This is a genomic window from Acinetobacter sp. NIPH 298 (genome assembly GCF_000369505.1).
Taxonomy (GTDB): domain Bacteria; phylum Pseudomonadota; class Gammaproteobacteria; order Pseudomonadales; family Moraxellaceae; genus Acinetobacter.
In genome coordinates this window covers 366,659-382,858 of the sequence record NZ_KB850055.1, presented here as the reverse complement: position 1 = coordinate 382,858, position 16,200 = coordinate 366,659, and the positions used below count along the sequence as shown (strand labels likewise).

Sequence of the window (16,200 nt, the reverse complement as noted above, 5' to 3'; positions counted from 1 at the left end):
ACATTTGTGAAGTATCAACCTCCCCTTTTGGCTGATCTCATTTTTTAATTTGAGGACTGCGGTAGTTCAGTCACGAGTCGCAAAGAAACAGACAACTCATCCAGCTGGAAATGTGGTCTTAAAAAGACCACAGATTTGTAGTGACCTGGCTGTGCAGGATCTTCTACAACTTTTACTGATGCCTCACGAAGCGGATATTGTGCTTTCGCCTCTTGAGATGCACCATCATCAAGCAAAACATATTGTGAGAGCCATTCGTTCAAAAAGGCTTCAACATTACCTGCTGATGCAAAGCTGCCCACTTTGTCACGCATCATTGCTTTTAAATAATGTGCGATACGTGAGACAGCCATGATGTACTGGATCTGACTTGAAAGTGCAGAGTTTGCGTTGGCAGTATCACTGTCATATTTCTTCGGTTTTTGTGCAGATTGCGCACCAAAGAAAGCGGCATAGTCTGTATTTTTACAATGAACCAGTGGAATGAAACCGAGGTCACTGAGTTCTTTTTCTCGACGATCAGTGATCGCGATCTCTGTTGGACACTTAAATACAACTTCACCATCGGAGGTTTTAAAAGTATGCACTGGCAAACCTTCAACTAAACCACCACCTTCTACACCACGAATCGCAGCACACCAACCATGTGCATCGAAAGCATTGGTTAAACGTGTACCAAAGGCATAAGCTGCATTCATCCACAAGTAATCATTATGATCTTCACCGGTTACCGCTTCGATGAAGTTAAAACCTTCCGTTGCTGTGCCTTCTTTCGGATGATAAGGCAAGCGCCCTAAAACATGCGGCATGGTGAGGGCAACATAACGTGAATCTTCGCTCTCACGGAAAGAGCGCCATTGCACATATTCTGCGGTTTCAAAGATTTTTGAAACATCGCGTGGACGATCGATATCAGTGAATGATTCAAGACCTAAAATATTTGGACTCGCAGCAGAGATAAATGGCGCGTGGGCAGCCGCTGCAACATGCGAAACTTGCTCTAATAAATACATATCAGAAGGCGTGCGATCAAATTCAAAATCACCGATTAACGCAGCGTATGGTGCACCACCAAATGAGCCATATTCTTCTTCATAAATCTTTTTAAACAAAGTGCTTTGATCAAAGTCTGTTGCACCTTGGAAGTCCTTCACCAACTCTTTTTTGGTCGTATTTAACATACGAATTTTAATCATTGAGTGCGAAGGTGTTTCTTGACAGAAATAATAAAGTCCACGCCATGTTGATTCAATTTTCTGAAACTGTTCATGGTGCATGATTTCACTAAGCTGCTTTGAAATTAAAGCATCAATTTCGGCAATACGCTTATCAATCGATAAGGTCATATTTTCCGAAACTGTGATCGTCCCTGCCATCACTTCTTTGGCTAACTCACCAATCAAACTTTTAGCGCGGACATGCTCGTCATCATTACGGGCAATACGACTTTGCTCTACGATCGAATCAAGCAAATTTGCTGATTCAGCTTCTACATTTGATGCAGTTGCAGCTTGTAAATTACTCATTTTCCGCCTCCGCGCTCAGTTGGCGTACTTGATCTGTATTTTTTAGCACGTCATCCAATAAGTCTTCTAAACGTTCACTATTCGAAATCTTATTTCGAAGATCAGTTAAACGTTCACGTGCTGCAACCAATTTACGTAAAGGATCAACCTGTTGTACAACTTGCTCAGGTCTAAAATCTTCCATTGAATTAAAAGTTAAGTCGACAGACATACGTCCGCCCTCTTCAGTCAATGTATTCTCAACTTGAAATGCTGCTCTCGGTGCTAAAGACTCCATCACTTCATCAATATTGTCCAAATCAACATTGATGAATTTCTTGTCTTTTAATTTGGTCTTTTCAAGCTCTGAAGCAGCAGAAAAGTCGCCCATCACCCCAACGACAAAAGGCAATTCTTTAGACTCTCTACCATCACCCACTTCGACATCGTAAGTGAGCTGCACACGAGGAGGACGAATACGTTGCAATTTTTTCTGTACGCTTTCTCTTTTTGCCATAACTCTATACCCTTGATTATTTTTTCAACGAAGCGAATGGATTCGTACCTGTCGGTCGAACAGCACTTGGTGTTGTGGTTGTCGGACGACTTGCTGGTGCAGCAGTCTGTGTGGTGTTACGCGGTGCAGAAGTGGTTCGTGCTTTAGGTTGACTTACTACACGTCGATTCGCGGTGCTCGTACTTCGAGCTTCTTTTTTAGGAGCTTCCTCTACAACCTTGGTCGTAATCACAGGCGCAGGTAATGCAGTACGAATATTTTCGCTAAGCTGTTTAGCAGGTGGATAAGTTAAATCTGTACTGAGATAACGCATTTCATCGGTTCGCATGTGTTGTAATGCATTATTTGCAATATCAACACCCGCCAAGAAAGTGACATCAGTCAACGTCGCGCCTTGAATATTTTTTTGTTGCAATTCATTTGCCAACGTCAAAGCATTCATGGGTTGTTTCAGCTCATACATTCGCATCGCTGCTTGAGCCAATAAATCATTGACTTGACTAGCATTCGATTTATCACAAACCTGCTGATAAATTTTCAATAATGCTTGATCGGTTTGACCCGCGACCAATGGGTTTTGTTTAATACATTTTCTTTTTAACTTAACGGGTTTTATTTTTTGATCAGTCAGCTCAACCTCCTGATCAACATTTTTTATTTCTTGATCATCTGCGTAAGCCAAACTACCCATAACCATACAAATAATTGATACTACAATACCTTTTTTCAAAATATGCCTCATAATTATTTAACTTATATAATTGAAGAGTTGACAATTATTGTTTAAAAAACCCTCTTACTCTTCAATTTCGTGCAGCTAGAACATTGTGGCGAATTTAACAAAAAAAACACATAGAAAGTCAATACTATTTACGTTTTCTAACATTATTAAATTATTTTAATTATATTACTAAATATTTTTTTAAGAATTAGTACTCACTTTCTATTTAAAATTAATATCATTTGTTGTAGAATAATCTGTACACTCAGACAGAGTAAAGCTAAGTTTTTGATTTTATTCAGAAAATATATTTTAGATATAACAACAATATCAAGTCTGAACTTACTTAGCGGGGCTTGATATTCAAAATTATTGTGAGTAATAAATGAGTAATTTAAAGGTTTTAATTACAAAACTATCACCTCCTACTCGTGCTGCATTAGAAAAATCTGCCAATTACTGCATTAATCAATTGAATTATGAGATTGAGATTGAGCATTTATTTGTAGAGTTATTAAATCAAAGTCCAGTGAATGATTTACTTATTTTATTACAAAAAAATAATATTTCCGCAGAAGCTTTAACTCAGGATTTAAAAGAAACAATTGCCTCTCTACCCAAAGGCAATACTCGTACTCCGATATTTGCAAAATCAATTGTTAAGCTATTTGAACAAGCATGGTTATTAGCTTCTGCTGAGCAAACACCTTTGATTCGCAGTAGCCATTTAATTATTGCACTGCTCACGGCACCTGATTTACAACAAATTGCCTTCAGAGCATCGAGCTTATTTGAGCTATTCCCGATCGATACCATGAAACATAAGTTTTTGGATATTTGTGGTCAAAGTAGCGAACAAACCCAAATTGAAGCACCAACAGCATCTACCGAAGCACCAAAAGAAAAAACGGCAACGGTCATCAAAACACCTGCATTAGATCAATACACCATCAACCTCACTGCAAAAGCACAGAATGGACAGATTGATCCTGTTATTGGGCGAGAGTTTGAAATCCGATTAATGCTCGACATCTTGATGCGTCGTCGGCAGAACAATCCGATTCTGACAGGTGAGCCTGGTGTAGGTAAAACGGCGGTTGTTGAAGGTCTCGCATTAAAAATATCGCAGGGCTTAGTCCCAGAAGCATTGAGAAATGTACAACTGCACGTATTAGACATGGGGCTATTACAAGCGGGCGCGAGTGTTAAAGGTGAGTTTGAAAATCGCTTAAAACAAGTCATTCAAGAAGTTCAGGCCTCCACTCACCCGATTATTTTATTTATTGATGAAGCACATACTCTGATCGGTGCTGGTGGCCAAGCTGGACAAAATGACGCGGCCAATCTACTCAAGCCAGCCTTGGCACGTGGTGAGTTAAGAACCATCGCCGCAACAACATGGGCAGAATACAAACAGTATTTTGAGAAAGATGCAGCCCTAAGTCGCCGCTTTCAAGTGGTAAAAGTGGAAGAGCCGACTGAAGAGGTTGCCATCGATATGCTGCGTGCCATGATTCCTGTCATGCAAAACCATTTCAACCTACATATTGATGATCAAGCGATTGTCACTGCTGTTCATGCCTCTCATCGCTATATCAGTGGACGTCAGCTTCCAGACAAAGCGATTAGTGTATTAGATACCGCAGCGGCTCGTGTGGCATTAACTCAAAATGCCCAACCAGTAATCCTTGACCAGTTCAAAGCTCAACAACACAATCTAAAATTAGAACAGCAAATTTTAACGCAAGAACATCAGCAGTTCCCGATTCATCATGAGCGTTTAGAGCTGCTTAACCAAGAGCTTTCGACTTTAGAAAATGAAATACAAGAGATTGAAGCGCGATGGCAACAAGAGCTTACCTTGGTGAAACAGATCCAACAGTTAAACGCGCAAGATGAACATAGCGAAACCAAAGATCAGATCACCGCGTTAAGAACAGACTTAACCCAGCTTCAAGGACAAAGTCCATTGGTGTTTGAACGTGTCACGCCTCGAATTATTAACGAAATTATCTCTGACTGGACAGGTATCCCTGTTGGAAATATGGTCAATGATGAAATTAAGCAAATTTTAACGCTTGAAGATAAATTGGCTGAGCGCGTCATGGGTCAGGATTATGCACTAACCCAATTGGTGCAAGGCATTAAGACCTCTAAAGCCAAATTAGAAGATCCAAATAAACCCCAAGGTGTGTTCATGTTGGTCGGGCCAAGTGGTGTCGGGAAGACCGAAACTGCATTGGCTTTAGCCAATGAGCTGTATGGTGGTGAACAACACTTAATCACCATTAACATGTCTGAATATCAAGAAGCACATACGGTTTCCTCTTTAAAAGGCGCACCTCCAGGCTATGTTGGCTATGGTCAAGGTGGTGTACTGACTGAAGCAGTACGTCGTAATCCATATAGTGTTGTGTTATTGGATGAAATCGAGAAAGCACATAGTGATGTACAAGAGCTTTTCTACCAAGTATTTGATAAAGGAACTTTGGAAGATGGTGAAGGTCGTCTGATTGACTTTAAAAATACAACCATCTTGCTCACTTCAAATACTGGATCAAGTGCGATTATGCAGGCTTGCTTAAACCAACCTGTTGAAGAATGGCCAAATGCTGAAGACTTGCTGGAACATTTAAAACCAAGTTTATATAAACAGTTTAAGCCTGCATTTATTGGTCGTATGCGGATCGTTCCTTATTTCCCATTGCATGATGAATTACTGGTCAGAATCATTAAACATAAACTGGGTAAAATTGTTTCTAGAATTGAGAAGCAATATGCCACTAAAGTTCAGTATTCTGAAGAGCTCGTCGAACTACTATTGAACCGCTGTACTGAAGTTGATAGTGGTGCACGAAATGTGGACAATATCCTAAACTCGACGGTATTACCTTCACTTGCTACTGAAATTCTTGTTGCTTTAGCTGAGCATAAATTACCGAAACTTATCGTTATTGACGTCAAAGATGAAGATATTAGCTACCAATTAGATCCCGTTGAAAAAGGACCTAAAAAGCGTGCGAGTAGAAAAGCAAAAGCTGACGTTTAAGATTATTGAGATTGAGCCCCAATTGTTATGAATATGGACATATCCCCATTACTTACACCAATTCATGAGCAATCGCCTTGTGGTGATGATTACTCTTTTTCCAATGAGTTTCACACCATCAAAAAAGCGAGAACGCAAGATGATGTTTTGCTTGATCAAGGGGATTGGGTTACTGAACCTAAGCAAGCTGATTGGGATTTTGTTGCATCTACATCTATTGATTTGCTGCAATCTAAAAGTAAAGACATTCGCTTGCTTACGTGGCTTTCTGAGGCTTGGGCAAATCTTTACGGTTTTTCAGGGATTGCCAAAAGCCTAGAGTTAAGCCATCGCTTACTTGAGCAATACTGGCTGACGATCCACCCAGAAGTTGAAGATGATGATCTGGATCAACGGATTGGTTTATTGCAGGGGCTCATTAATCAATTACCGTTACTGATTAAAAAAGTTTCGTTAGTTGATCACTCCCCTTTTTATCATTTGCTTGATTATGACAATTTTCTCTACCATGAAAATATTCGTCGCAAGCAAAGTGATGAATATGACAGTACGAATAACAGCACTGAATTAGAGCAATTTGAACAGGCTTTATTGAATACAGATAAAAACTTTCAATATCTAAACTACCAACATTTTAATGAAATCCTCCAGCAATGGTCTGTACTTAAAAATGTTTTGGATGGCTTATTGGGCTTAGATTCACCAAGTTTTGCAGCGATTGACTCAAGTTTAGATACGATTCATATCAGTCTAAAAAAGATCTATAAAACCGATCATTTTGAACAATCTACCCAACAAAGCGCAACCCAAATCGAAACCCCAAGTGCACCGACAACTCAACCTGTTACAGCTCAGGTTCCAATGACCCACAATCAACTGTCCTTTCAACCACAAGTTCAATCGCATGTTGAAAATCGTGAACAAGCCATGCAAGTACTGCAAGAGATTGCCACTTACTTTCAAAAAAATGAACCACACAGCCCAGTGAGCTATATGCTGCAAAAAACAATTAAATGGAGTCAAATGCCACTACATGAATGGTTGGGTCAAGTTATTAAAGATGAGCATCCCTTACAAATGGTGCAAGACATGCTCGGCGTTCAGCCAAAGAATGAATACGAATAATTACTGGTAAATTGATATGTTTAAAGCAGAAAAAATTCTTTGGGGCGAAGGCTTATTTTTACGTCCACAGCATTTCCAGATCCAAGATACCTATCACGAGCAGCGTTTAAACCATACCATTCGCGCGTTAGTTCCTTATGCTTATGGTGTACAAAAACTCAAGTTTGATCAGGTGCAACTTTCAACCCATATTTTGGCGTTAGAAGAAGTCGAAATCATCTGGCAAGATGGAGAGATTTATAATGCTCCCGCACAAGACCTACTCCCTGAACCATTGCTGTTGGATGATATCAATCTAAAAGGTGAAATGGTTGTTTATCTTGCTTTACCTATTTTACAAGCCAACAAGAAAAATATTTCGGATGGAGATCACTCGCTTTCCAGTCGTTATCATAATTATTTAGCTGAAACACACGATTTATTTACCGATGCAAGCCCAGCCGATCTCAGCTTATTACGTCGTCGCGCAGAATTTAAACTACTAGAACAACATATTCAGCCGAGTCAAAACCTAGATGGTTTTTTATATCTCGCTGTTGGTAAATTAAAACGCCAAAGTTCAGGTTCTTTTGAGTTGGATCAGAAATTTATCCCACCCATTTTGCACATTGCAGCGTCAGAAGCTTTAACCAGCAACTTAAAACGAACCCTCAATGTCATTAAAGCAAAGATCAAAACCATTCAAAGCAGCAACCGAGAAAATGAACAGAAACTGATTGAGTTCCGCTCTGGAGATATTGTCTCATTTTGGCTGATTAACGCACTAAACACGTCTTATGCAGGCTTGAATCATTTATTACAGTATCCACTGATTCACCCTGAGCGTTTATTTTCCGAACTTTTACGTTTAACTGGATCATTACTGACCTTTTCGACCAATTATGACGTAGATCATTTGCCACATTACAAACATCATCAACTTCAAGAAAGCTTCCAACAACTGGATGTGATCTTAAGAGACTTATTAGATACCATTATTTCAAACCGCTACTTCAATATTAACCTGAAAGAAATTCGACCGTCTTATTGGGTTGGTAGTCTTGAGTCAGATAAAATCACCCGTGATACTCGTCTGTATATTGCCGTTTCAAGTAGCGTAATGCAAACGCATGAACTCATTCAGATCGTGCCATTGCGATTTAAAGTGGGTAGCACCATTGATGTTGAGCGACGTGTGGTAGCTGCTTTACCCGCCGTGCCGCTACACCATTTAATGCAAGTTCCAACGGCGATCCCAGTTCGTTCAGGTGTAAGTTACTTTGAGATTGAACCGCATCACGAGTTATATCAACAGATGCTTGAATCAGAAACCATTTGTGTATATGTACCTGCTGGTTTTCAAGATATCACGATTGAACTTATTGCCGTAATGAATACCTAAGAGAACAATGATGACTCAACATCCGACGGGCATACCCTCTTTATTTGATGATGGAAAAATTGGTTCAGGTTTACCTGCATCAAATCTCCCGCAAAATAAATCTCAAACGACAAATTTGATAGATCTGCTGCATGACGGATTCTATTTGGTATTTTTAATTCGTAATCGTTATATTCCCTCAAATCCCAGCGATTTCCGTAACAAAATTCTAGATTTATTAAATCGTTTTGAGCAACAAGCGAAACGACTTCAATTTTCGAGTGACGATATTCATGATGCTAAATATGCATTTTGCGCCTTAATCGATGAAACCATCGCCACTCAACAAGATGCTGCATACTTCAACTTGCAAAATACGTGGTTGGTTAGCCCTCTGCAACTCAGCTTGTTTGGTTCACAATTAGCCGGTTATCGTTTTTTTGAAATTTTGGAACAACTACGTAGTCGTGGTAAAGATCGCTTAGCTGCACTCGAGATTTTTCATTATTGTTTACTTTTAGGTTTTCAAGGGAAATATAGACTTGAATCCGTTGAAAATTTAAATCATCTGGTCGCCCGTGTCGGCGATGAAATTGATTATCTCAAAGGTAAAAAAGCGGCTTTTTCCCCTTTTGCAGCGATCCCCGATCAAATTAAACATATTATCCATCATGAACTGCCATTCTTTTGGATCTTAATATTTTTATTGATGTTTGCTGCGCTGACTTTTGCAGGGCTAAAATTTATGTTATCCCAACAAAACCAGAGTGCTTTATCTCCTTATCAAAATGTGATTTCAGCACCCGCAGAAGAAGCACATATTACAATCCATTTACCTTAGTTGATGCAGCATGATTCAGGAAAAACCTACCTCATTACGCATATTACAGACGAATAAAAAAAAGACTTTATCTCCTGTAATTCATTTATTCATCGGATTCCTATCAGGAATCATCTTTAGTTTATTGATATTTTTCATATTTTTTAAAGCCCAGTCGCACCAAGAACCAAATGAGTCTGAACAGGCAGAAGTGTTGTTGCCACCCCCAACAAGTATGCAACAAGATTCTCAAAGCACTCACGTGATCGAGTTTACTGCTCAAGAAAGCACTGAATCTGACGAAGATAGTAATTTTACTCAACCACAAAGTAGTGAGTTAAATAAATTCTTCCAACATGCTGCGCCACCTCCAGTAAATTCAGGACAACAAACCTCGCCTTTCCCAATTGGACATAATGCGGGAAAAACAGCACAACCAAAGACTCCACAGCTCAGCAATAATAAAAATGGGCAAACACCTGTGAGTGACAAAGTAAATAAAATAACGACTCAACCAACCAAAACCAATGCAGCAAAAGAGGTCGAGGTTGAAGCCGAAGCACCAGAGGCAACGGTACAAATCAATGTGACCCAACGGCCCTTTTCTGTAAATGAACTGAAATAGCCAATGATTTGGTTTATTTCTTTCTGTTTTATTTTGGTCGCTGTGACACTGACATTGTTAATGTCTTATGAGTTACGCACTAAATGCACAAAATTATTACAGTCACTACTTCCCAGTAGCAGAAAGAAAATCGTCAATGCGATGCAGTTTGCAGAAAACATGCATCAAGCTGCTGCGCCTGAAAAAATCCAATCACACTGGCATCTACAACAGTGGTGGATTTTAATTGCAGGTTTCTTTTTATTTGCCAGTATTCTGATCTTTGCTTTCACACGTCCAATTAATTCAACGCGTATCGAAGCCGACTATTTAAAAGAAACAGACCCTCAGGTTTATGCATTATTGAATGGTGAAATACTAAGCCCACCGCCAGAAGTCGATGTCACCTTAATTCATGATGCACTCATAGAAGCAACACGTATCGAACAAGAATATCTCGCTCAACACAGCGGTTCGGTTGATGCATCACAAATAGAGGTGCCAATCACTCATTCTCACGGTGCTTTGGATAGCAGCATGGTTGACCGTAAATGGGATAAGATGAATCCGCGTTATAAGCAGCGGTTACTCATGGTCTTTAAGATTATGAAGGAACAATATGGATATGAGCTGGTGTTACTGGAAGGTTATCGTAGCCCCGAACGTCAAAATATGTTGGCAGGAAATCCAAATACAACACGCGCAAGAAGTTACCAAAGCTACCATCAATTTGGATTGGCTGCCGATGTAGCATTTAAACGAAATGGTAAAGTGGTCATCACTGAACGCGATCCTTGGGCGATGAGAGGCTATGAACTATATGGCCAAGTTGCTGAATCAGTTGGTTTAACTTGGGGTGGTCGTTGGAAGTCCATTAAAGACTTCGGTCATACTGAATATCGCATGCCTGGCTTGAAGAAAACCAGAGAAATGGCGGAAATGCTCACCTCTGAAGGTCAGGTCAACAGCAATATTTCTTAGCCGTATAACAAAGAAGCCCATCTATATGGGCTTCTTTAATTGATTCATGAATTAGATCAATGAATTATACCGATTGCTTCGGATGTACCATGTTTTTCACAGCTAAGATATCTGCCAAGACTTGATCAGATATTAAGTTCTCAGCTTTAATCAAAGCCAGCACGCTTTGTCCCGATTCGTTGGCTTGTTTCGCAATACGTGTGGTCGTTTCGTAACCTAAATATGGGTTAAGCGCAGTAATGATACCAATTGAATTTTCGACCTGTGACTGACAAAGTTCGGCATTGGCACGAATCGTTTCAATGCACTTGTATTGGAACATCTGCATCGCTTTGCCTAATAGCTCGATTGATTCGAACAGTTTAAATGCAATCAATGGTTCCATCGCATTCAACTGTAGCTGACCCGCTTCCGCAGCTAGAGTAACCGCCAAATCATTGGCAATCACTTGATAACAGACCAAATTCATTGCTTCTGGGATCACTGGATTCACTTTACCCGGCATAATTGAGCTGCCTGGCTGACGCGCTTCTAAATAAATTTCGTTTAAACCTGCACGTGGACCACTAGATAATAAACGTAAGTCATTTGCGATTTTTGAAAGTTTGGTAGCTGTACGTTTTAACAAACTCGACAACAATACGAAATCGCCCATATCCGATGTTGCTTCGATTAAATCAGGGGCACTGCTAATGTTTCGCTGGGTAATCTCTGACAATGATGCAATGGCATATTCACGATACAGCGTTTCAGTATTGATGCCTGTACCGATTGCAGTTCCGCCTAGATTAACCACACTTAAAGCTTCAGGCATGATCTGATTTAATTTATCTAAATCATTTTGCAAAGTCGTTGCAAAAGCACCAAACTCTTGCCCTAAAGTCATAGGTACAGCATCTTGTAGCTGGGTACGTCCCATTTTTAAGATATTGGCAAACTCATCCGACTTGGCTCTGAAGCTTTCGATTAAATCGTTAAATGGTACATTTAATTGTTGAATTGCAGTGATTAAGCCAATTTTTATTGCTGTTGGATAGACATCATTGGTTGATTGAGACATGTTTACATCATTATTTGGATGTAAATATTGATACTCACCTTTTAAATGACCAAGATATTCTAAGCCTACGTTTGCAACAACTTCATTTATATTCATATTGGTTGAAGTTCCAGCACCACCTTGAATCATATCCACCATAAATTGTTCATGATACTGATTATTTAAAATCTGTTGGCAGGCATATTGGATTGCATTATTTTTATTTTCTTCAATTTTATTGAGTTTAAAATTTGCATGTGCGCATGCAGACTTCACCATTGCCAGTGCTTTAATAAAAGCGGGAAATTGACTCAATTTATTCTGACTTAGATTAAAATTCTCAATTGCTCTTAAAGTTTGAACACCATAATAACAATGTGATGGAATTTCTTTATTACCTAATAAATCTTTTTCAGTCCGTGTGTTAATCTTAACATTCATTTAAATAGACTCTGCTTAACAATGAATTTATATTAGAGTACAGATTGATTTTTTTCTAATGTAAAAAAATATTACTACATGCATTTTTTGCATAATAGATTATAATGTATATAAGCAGGCGTTAAGGATAGGTTATGACCTTGGAAATTCGATGGATTGAAGATTTACTTGCACTCGAGCAAGAAAAATCGATCTCCCAAGCAGCAGAGATGAGACACGTCACACAATCTGCATTTTCACGTAGAATTCAAAATATTGAAACGGCATTGGGTTTCCAAATTTTAAAACGGCATAGTAAAAATATCGACTTCACCGAAGCTGGACAAATTTTATTGGCTTCAGCAAAAAACATCCAGAACCAACTTGAAACAACAATAAACTATCTAGAAAAAAACATTAAAAACAATGAATTAACAGTTAAATTCGCAGTATCGCATTCATTAATAACGCAATTTTTCCCAAGATTTATCCACGATTTGTCACTCAATTTAGAAGACTTAAAATTAGAAATTATTGCAGCCAACCAGAAACAAGGAATGCGTTTGCTCAAAGATGGTTCATGTGATTTTTTAATTTGTTATTGTGATCAAAAAACGTTACAGCAACTTGACCCTTCCCTTTTCGCTTTCCATAAAATCGTAAAAATGGAAATCCTCCCCGTTACCGCACTTAATAATAACCAACCAAAATTTTCATTTGATCAGCTTTTCCCACTGTTGGCTTATAGTAAACAAGCTTATTTAAGAAACTGTGTCGATGAAGTTATTGAGAATAAATTAAATTACCGTACATTATATGAAACAGACAATGCCGGTGACTTAAAAGAACTAGCTTTACAAGGTTTAGGTATTGCATGGTTACCAAAACTACTTATTGAAAAAGAGATTTCTGAAAAAAAATTAATGATCGTAGATCAGGAAAATTATCATACATTTCAAAACATATATATTATCAGACGTGAAATAATACTTTCAAATCGAATAGGCTACATTTGGAACTCATTAACTTCTCATTAATTTTGATACCTTTCATATTCCTTTAAATTTATTAAATTAATAAAATATACAATATAAAAAAGTGATTGTTTAGAAATTAAATTTTGGATTAACATCCAAAAAACTAAACAATCACTATAAATAAAGCTTTTTAAAAAACAATATAAACTATTCAATAGACCGCTCTCATAAATATTTTTCTTCACCTGATTGGAGAAAATCAAAAGGCTACAGAATGATGAAAGAAGTCTATTTTATAGGAATAATTTAAATCTTAACTATTATCTGCCAATCGACTGACTGGAATAATTGGTTCAACCATGACTTCATCTTGCTCTTCAACCTCATGCTTATCACCTTCAGTTCGCGCGATAACCGCGGTTGCAATACTATTTCCGATGACATTGGTTGCAGTACGCCCCATATCTAAAAATTGATCAATTGCAAGAATTAATAAAATACCGGCTTCTGGAAGTTGAAACATAGCGAGTGTCGAAGCAATCACCACAATAGATGCGCGCGAAACGCCAGCAATGCCTTTACTTGTGATCATCAAGGTTAATAAAATCAAAGCCTGCTGAGCAAAACTCAAATCCACATTATAGGCTTGTGCAATAAACAACACCGCAAAAGCCATATACATCATTGAACCATCGAGATTAAATGAATAACCCAAAGGTAATACAAAGCTAGTAATACGTTTCGGCACACCAAATTTATCTAAAGCTTCCATCGTTTTTGGATATGCAGACTCACTGCTGGCTGTTGCAAATGCCAACATGGTTGGTTCACGAACCGCTCGCATCAATCTAAAAACATCTCGTTTCAAGAAGATATAACCAAATGAAATGAGGATCATCCAAAGGATCAATAGACCGACATAGAATTGCCCGATGAAAATACTATAATCAAGAATTAATTTAGGCCCCTGAACTGCAATTGCTGATGCGATTGCTGCAAATACCGCAATCGGTGCTGCTGCCATGACATAGTCGGTAATACGGAACATGACACGGCATAGTTCATCGATGATTCGACCAATGACTGAAGCACCCGTTTGATGCTGTACATACGCTAATGCTGAACCAAAGAAAATTGAGAACACCAAAATTTGCAAAATTTCATTATTTGCCATCGCTTCTGCAAAACTACGCGGGAAAATATGCGTAATAAATGTCTGCAAGCTTAAGCTGGAAGCACTCACGCCAACATCCACAGCTTCTTGTGGAATACTGAGGTTCATTCCTGCCCCAGGTTGGAAATAATTGGCTAAGCCCATCCCAAGCAAAAGAGAAATGAACGATGCACCAATAAACCAAGTCATTGCTTTGAAAGTAATCGATCCGAGTGAGGATGATTTCCCCATTGAAATTAGACCTGAAACAATGGTTGCAAACACCAAAGGTGCAATAATCATTTTAATTAATCTTAGAAATACATCGGTAACGATCTTAAAATAACCCGCGATGTCTGTTGTTTGTGCAGTGCTTAAAGTGCTATGACATGCCCAGCCTACTAATATTCCTGTGATCATCGCAATCAGAATATATTTGAGCAGCTTTTTTTGATTCATAATAGTTATTCCTTCCCTATTTCGCTTAGCATCAACTCACAAACATACATTTGATCTTTGATGACTATCCATGCTGATCTCATCAGATAGGCTGTGCGTTTCTAGAAGCACAAACCAATTGACTCAACAATTAGCAGAGGCAAGTGTTACTTTTTTTCAAAAAAAACGACAATGCAAAAATTAAATATTTCATGCAAAAAATGCATAATTTTGAATGTTTTTTGAGTGATATAAATGAAATAAAATTCAGATTCAAAGCTCAAATAAGCAAGACTTGGTAGATGAAATACGAGTTATATTTATTTGATAAATTAAGTAAATTTTTCACACCTTTTATAACGATCTTGTAAAAAAGCGCTTTAGGATAAACTCGACAATCACGCTTCATGACATGCTAAATCGACTCCCCACTATAAATAATGATTCTGTATCTATAACTATTTATTGGAGAACATCGCCATTCATTTTTTATTTTAATCCGCACTCAAGGATTTGCTCTAATCCATACTTTTGATATGGGCTATAAAAGTATAGATATAAAAAAAGTCCTTGTTTACACAAGGACTTTTTGAATTTGGCGGAAGCGGTGAGATTCGAACTCACGGAGGACTCACACCCTCGTCGGTTTTCAAGACCGGTGCATTAAACCGCTCTGCCACGCTTCCAATGGCGGCTATCATATAAATAAAACCGCGCCTTGGCAAACCTTTTATGCAAAATCTTGCATCAAATGATCAAAATAAAATCAACACCCTGTTATTTTAACAATTTTCGTTTTTTTCATAACGAATTGAGTTGATATACCATACTTTTTTCCCAAGCGGCGTATCGACTTCAACATCATCATCAACGGCTTTACCAAGTAATGCACGTGCCATTGGTGATTCAATTGAGATATGTTGAGGATGATGATCATAGATCTCGTCAACACCAACAATACGCAGTGATTTCTTTTCGCCTGCATCATTTTCGATCTCAACCCAAGCACCAAAATAAACTTTTCCTTCTTGTTCGGGTACATAATCGATGATCTTCAATTCTTCGAGACGTTTTCCCAGATATCGAACACGACGATCAATTTTCCTAAGTATTTGTTTATTATATTGATAATCTGCATTTTCAGACCGATCGCCTAAACTAGCAGCCCAATTTACTTTTTTAGTAATCTCAGGGCGTTCTTCATGCCAGAGTTTTTTTAGCTCTGCGACCAACAAATCATGTCCATTACGAGTAATTAAATTTGATTTCATAAGAAAAAAATACGCTAATATAACAGTCTGTTTACAAGTCGTTGCATTGTATTCCTTATTTCAACATCACTAAAGTGTATAAATTTTATTCTTTTTCAAATCATGCGGTTGTGATGAATCTCTCAGTATTTTATTGTTCAAAATTTGACAATCCTATTTTTGCCGCTTATTATGCGCCCCTAAGTTAACTTTTTGTTTATTTTTTATACACTTTGTGAAT

At 38.2% G+C, this 16,200-nt stretch carries 13 protein-coding genes and 1 tRNA gene; 7 read left to right on the top strand and 7 right to left on the bottom strand.

The genetic code is table 11. The annotated features are described in order from the left end of the window. Positions 1-44: 44 nt before the first annotated feature. The 3 genes from tssC to F903_RS06690 are packed head-to-tail and all read right to left on the bottom strand — an operon-like array spanning position 45 to position 2,752. Positions 45-1,526, bottom strand: a complete 1,482-nt coding sequence (tssC, locus tag F903_RS06700; RefSeq protein ID WP_005195655.1) for a type VI secretion system contractile sheath large subunit — start codon at positions 1,524-1,526, stop codon at positions 45-47. Beyond that, positions 1,519-2,022, bottom strand: coding sequence for a type VI secretion system contractile sheath small subunit (gene tssB / locus F903_RS06695; RefSeq protein ID WP_005195653.1), 504 nt, complete (start codon positions 2,020-2,022; stop codon positions 1,519-1,521). The genes tssC and tssB overlap by 8 nt, the downstream gene beginning before the upstream one ends. A gap of 16 nt (positions 2,023-2,038) precedes the next feature. Further along, a complete protein-coding gene (locus tag F903_RS06690; protein ID WP_034594941.1) occupies positions 2,039-2,752 on the bottom strand; it encodes a hypothetical protein in 714 nt (237 codons plus the stop codon). Positions 2,753-3,128: 376 nt separating this feature from the next. Between F903_RS06690 and tssH the strand changes: the two genes are divergently transcribed. Genes tssH through F903_RS06660 form a run of 6 tightly spaced genes read left to right on the top strand, consistent with a single transcriptional unit; the run spans position 3,129 to position 10,682 of the window. Then, positions 3,129-5,792: a type VI secretion system ATPase TssH gene (tssH, locus tag F903_RS06685; protein ID WP_005195649.1), complete on the top strand. Its 2,664-nt coding sequence runs from the start codon at positions 3,129-3,131 to the stop codon at positions 5,790-5,792. A gap of 27 nt (positions 5,793-5,819) precedes the next feature. Beyond that, positions 5,820-6,917: a type VI secretion system protein TssA gene (gene tssA / locus F903_RS06680; RefSeq protein ID WP_005195647.1), complete on the top strand. Its 1,098-nt coding sequence runs from the start codon at positions 5,820-5,822 to the stop codon at positions 6,915-6,917. Between the two features lie 16 nt (positions 6,918-6,933). Beyond that, positions 6,934-8,298, top strand: a complete 1,365-nt coding sequence (tssK, locus tag F903_RS06675; RefSeq protein ID WP_005195646.1) for a type VI secretion system baseplate subunit TssK — start codon at positions 6,934-6,936, stop codon at positions 8,296-8,298. A 10-nt stretch (positions 8,299-8,308) separates the two neighbouring features. Next, positions 8,309-9,118: a type IVB secretion system protein IcmH/DotU gene (gene icmH / locus F903_RS06670; protein WP_005195645.1), complete on the top strand. Its 810-nt coding sequence runs from the start codon at positions 8,309-8,311 to the stop codon at positions 9,116-9,118. Between the two features lie 10 nt (positions 9,119-9,128). Beyond that, positions 9,129-9,722, top strand: coding sequence for a hypothetical protein (locus F903_RS06665; RefSeq protein ID WP_005195643.1), 594 nt, complete (start codon positions 9,129-9,131; stop codon positions 9,720-9,722). Between the two features lie 3 nt (positions 9,723-9,725). Next, positions 9,726-10,682 carry a M15 family metallopeptidase gene (locus F903_RS06660; RefSeq protein ID WP_005195641.1) on the top strand — a complete coding sequence of 319 codons (957 nt, stop codon included), beginning with the start codon at positions 9,726-9,728 and terminating at the stop codon, positions 10,680-10,682. A 64-nt stretch (positions 10,683-10,746) separates the two neighbouring features. Here F903_RS06660 and F903_RS06655 read toward each other — a convergent pair whose 3' ends face one another. Continuing rightward, positions 10,747-12,162 carry an aspartate ammonia-lyase gene (locus F903_RS06655; protein WP_005195640.1) on the bottom strand — a complete coding sequence of 472 codons (1,416 nt, stop codon included), beginning with the start codon at positions 12,160-12,162 and terminating at the stop codon, positions 10,747-10,749. 134 nt (positions 12,163-12,296) lie between these two features. Here F903_RS06655 and F903_RS06650 point away from each other — a divergent pair, with 134 nt between their 5' ends. Next, entirely contained in the window at positions 12,297-13,178 is an 882-nt protein-coding gene (locus F903_RS06650; protein WP_005195639.1) for a LysR substrate-binding domain-containing protein, read from the top strand. A 253-nt stretch (positions 13,179-13,431) separates the two neighbouring features. On the opposite strand, the gene F903_RS06645 is transcribed toward F903_RS06650, so the two are convergent. The 3 genes from F903_RS06645 to greB all read right to left on the bottom strand — a co-directional run bounded on the left by F903_RS06645 (position 13,432) and on the right by greB (position 15,980). After that, positions 13,432-14,730, bottom strand: a complete 1,299-nt coding sequence (locus tag F903_RS06645) for a dicarboxylate/amino acid:cation symporter (RefSeq protein WP_005195638.1) — start codon at positions 14,728-14,730, stop codon at positions 13,432-13,434. A 575-nt stretch (positions 14,731-15,305) separates the two neighbouring features. Further along, positions 15,306-15,395 (bottom strand) — tRNA-Ser (locus F903_RS06640). Positions 15,396-15,491: 96 nt separating this feature from the next. Further along, on the bottom strand, positions 15,492-15,980 hold the full coding sequence (gene greB, locus F903_RS06635; RefSeq protein WP_005195637.1) for a transcription elongation factor GreB: 489 nt from the start codon (positions 15,978-15,980) through the stop codon (positions 15,492-15,494). Positions 15,981-16,200 lie beyond the last annotated feature (220 nt).

Excerpts from the sequence above, each read along its gene's own strand:
- tssC (WP_005195655.1), bottom strand. The coding sequence starts at position 1,526 with ATGAGTAATTTACAAGCTGCAACTGCATCAAATGTAGAAGCTGAATCA.
- tssB (WP_005195653.1), bottom strand. The coding sequence starts at position 2,022 with ATGGCAAAAAGAGAAAGCGTACAGAAAAAATTGCAACGTATTCGTCCT.
- tssH (WP_005195649.1), top strand. The coding sequence starts at position 3,129 with ATGAGTAATTTAAAGGTTTTAATTACAAAACTATCACCTCCTACTCGT.
- tssA (WP_005195647.1), top strand. The coding sequence starts at position 5,820 with ATGAATATGGACATATCCCCATTACTTACACCAATTCATGAGCAATCG.
- tssK (WP_005195646.1), top strand. The coding sequence starts at position 6,934 with ATGTTTAAAGCAGAAAAAATTCTTTGGGGCGAAGGCTTATTTTTACGT.
- icmH (WP_005195645.1), top strand. The coding sequence starts at position 8,309 with ATGACTCAACATCCGACGGGCATACCCTCTTTATTTGATGATGGAAAA.
- F903_RS06665 (WP_005195643.1), top strand. The coding sequence starts at position 9,129 with ATGATTCAGGAAAAACCTACCTCATTACGCATATTACAGACGAATAAA.
- F903_RS06660 (WP_005195641.1), top strand. The coding sequence starts at position 9,726 with ATGATTTGGTTTATTTCTTTCTGTTTTATTTTGGTCGCTGTGACACTG.
- F903_RS06655 (WP_005195640.1), bottom strand. The coding sequence starts at position 12,162 with ATGAATGTTAAGATTAACACACGGACTGAAAAAGATTTATTAGGTAAT.
- F903_RS06650 (WP_005195639.1), top strand. The coding sequence starts at position 12,297 with ATGACCTTGGAAATTCGATGGATTGAAGATTTACTTGCACTCGAGCAA.
- F903_RS06645 (WP_005195638.1), bottom strand. The coding sequence starts at position 14,730 with ATGAATCAAAAAAAGCTGCTCAAATATATTCTGATTGCGATGATCACA.
- greB (WP_005195637.1), bottom strand. The coding sequence starts at position 15,980 with ATGAAATCAAATTTAATTACTCGTAATGGACATGATTTGTTGGTCGCA.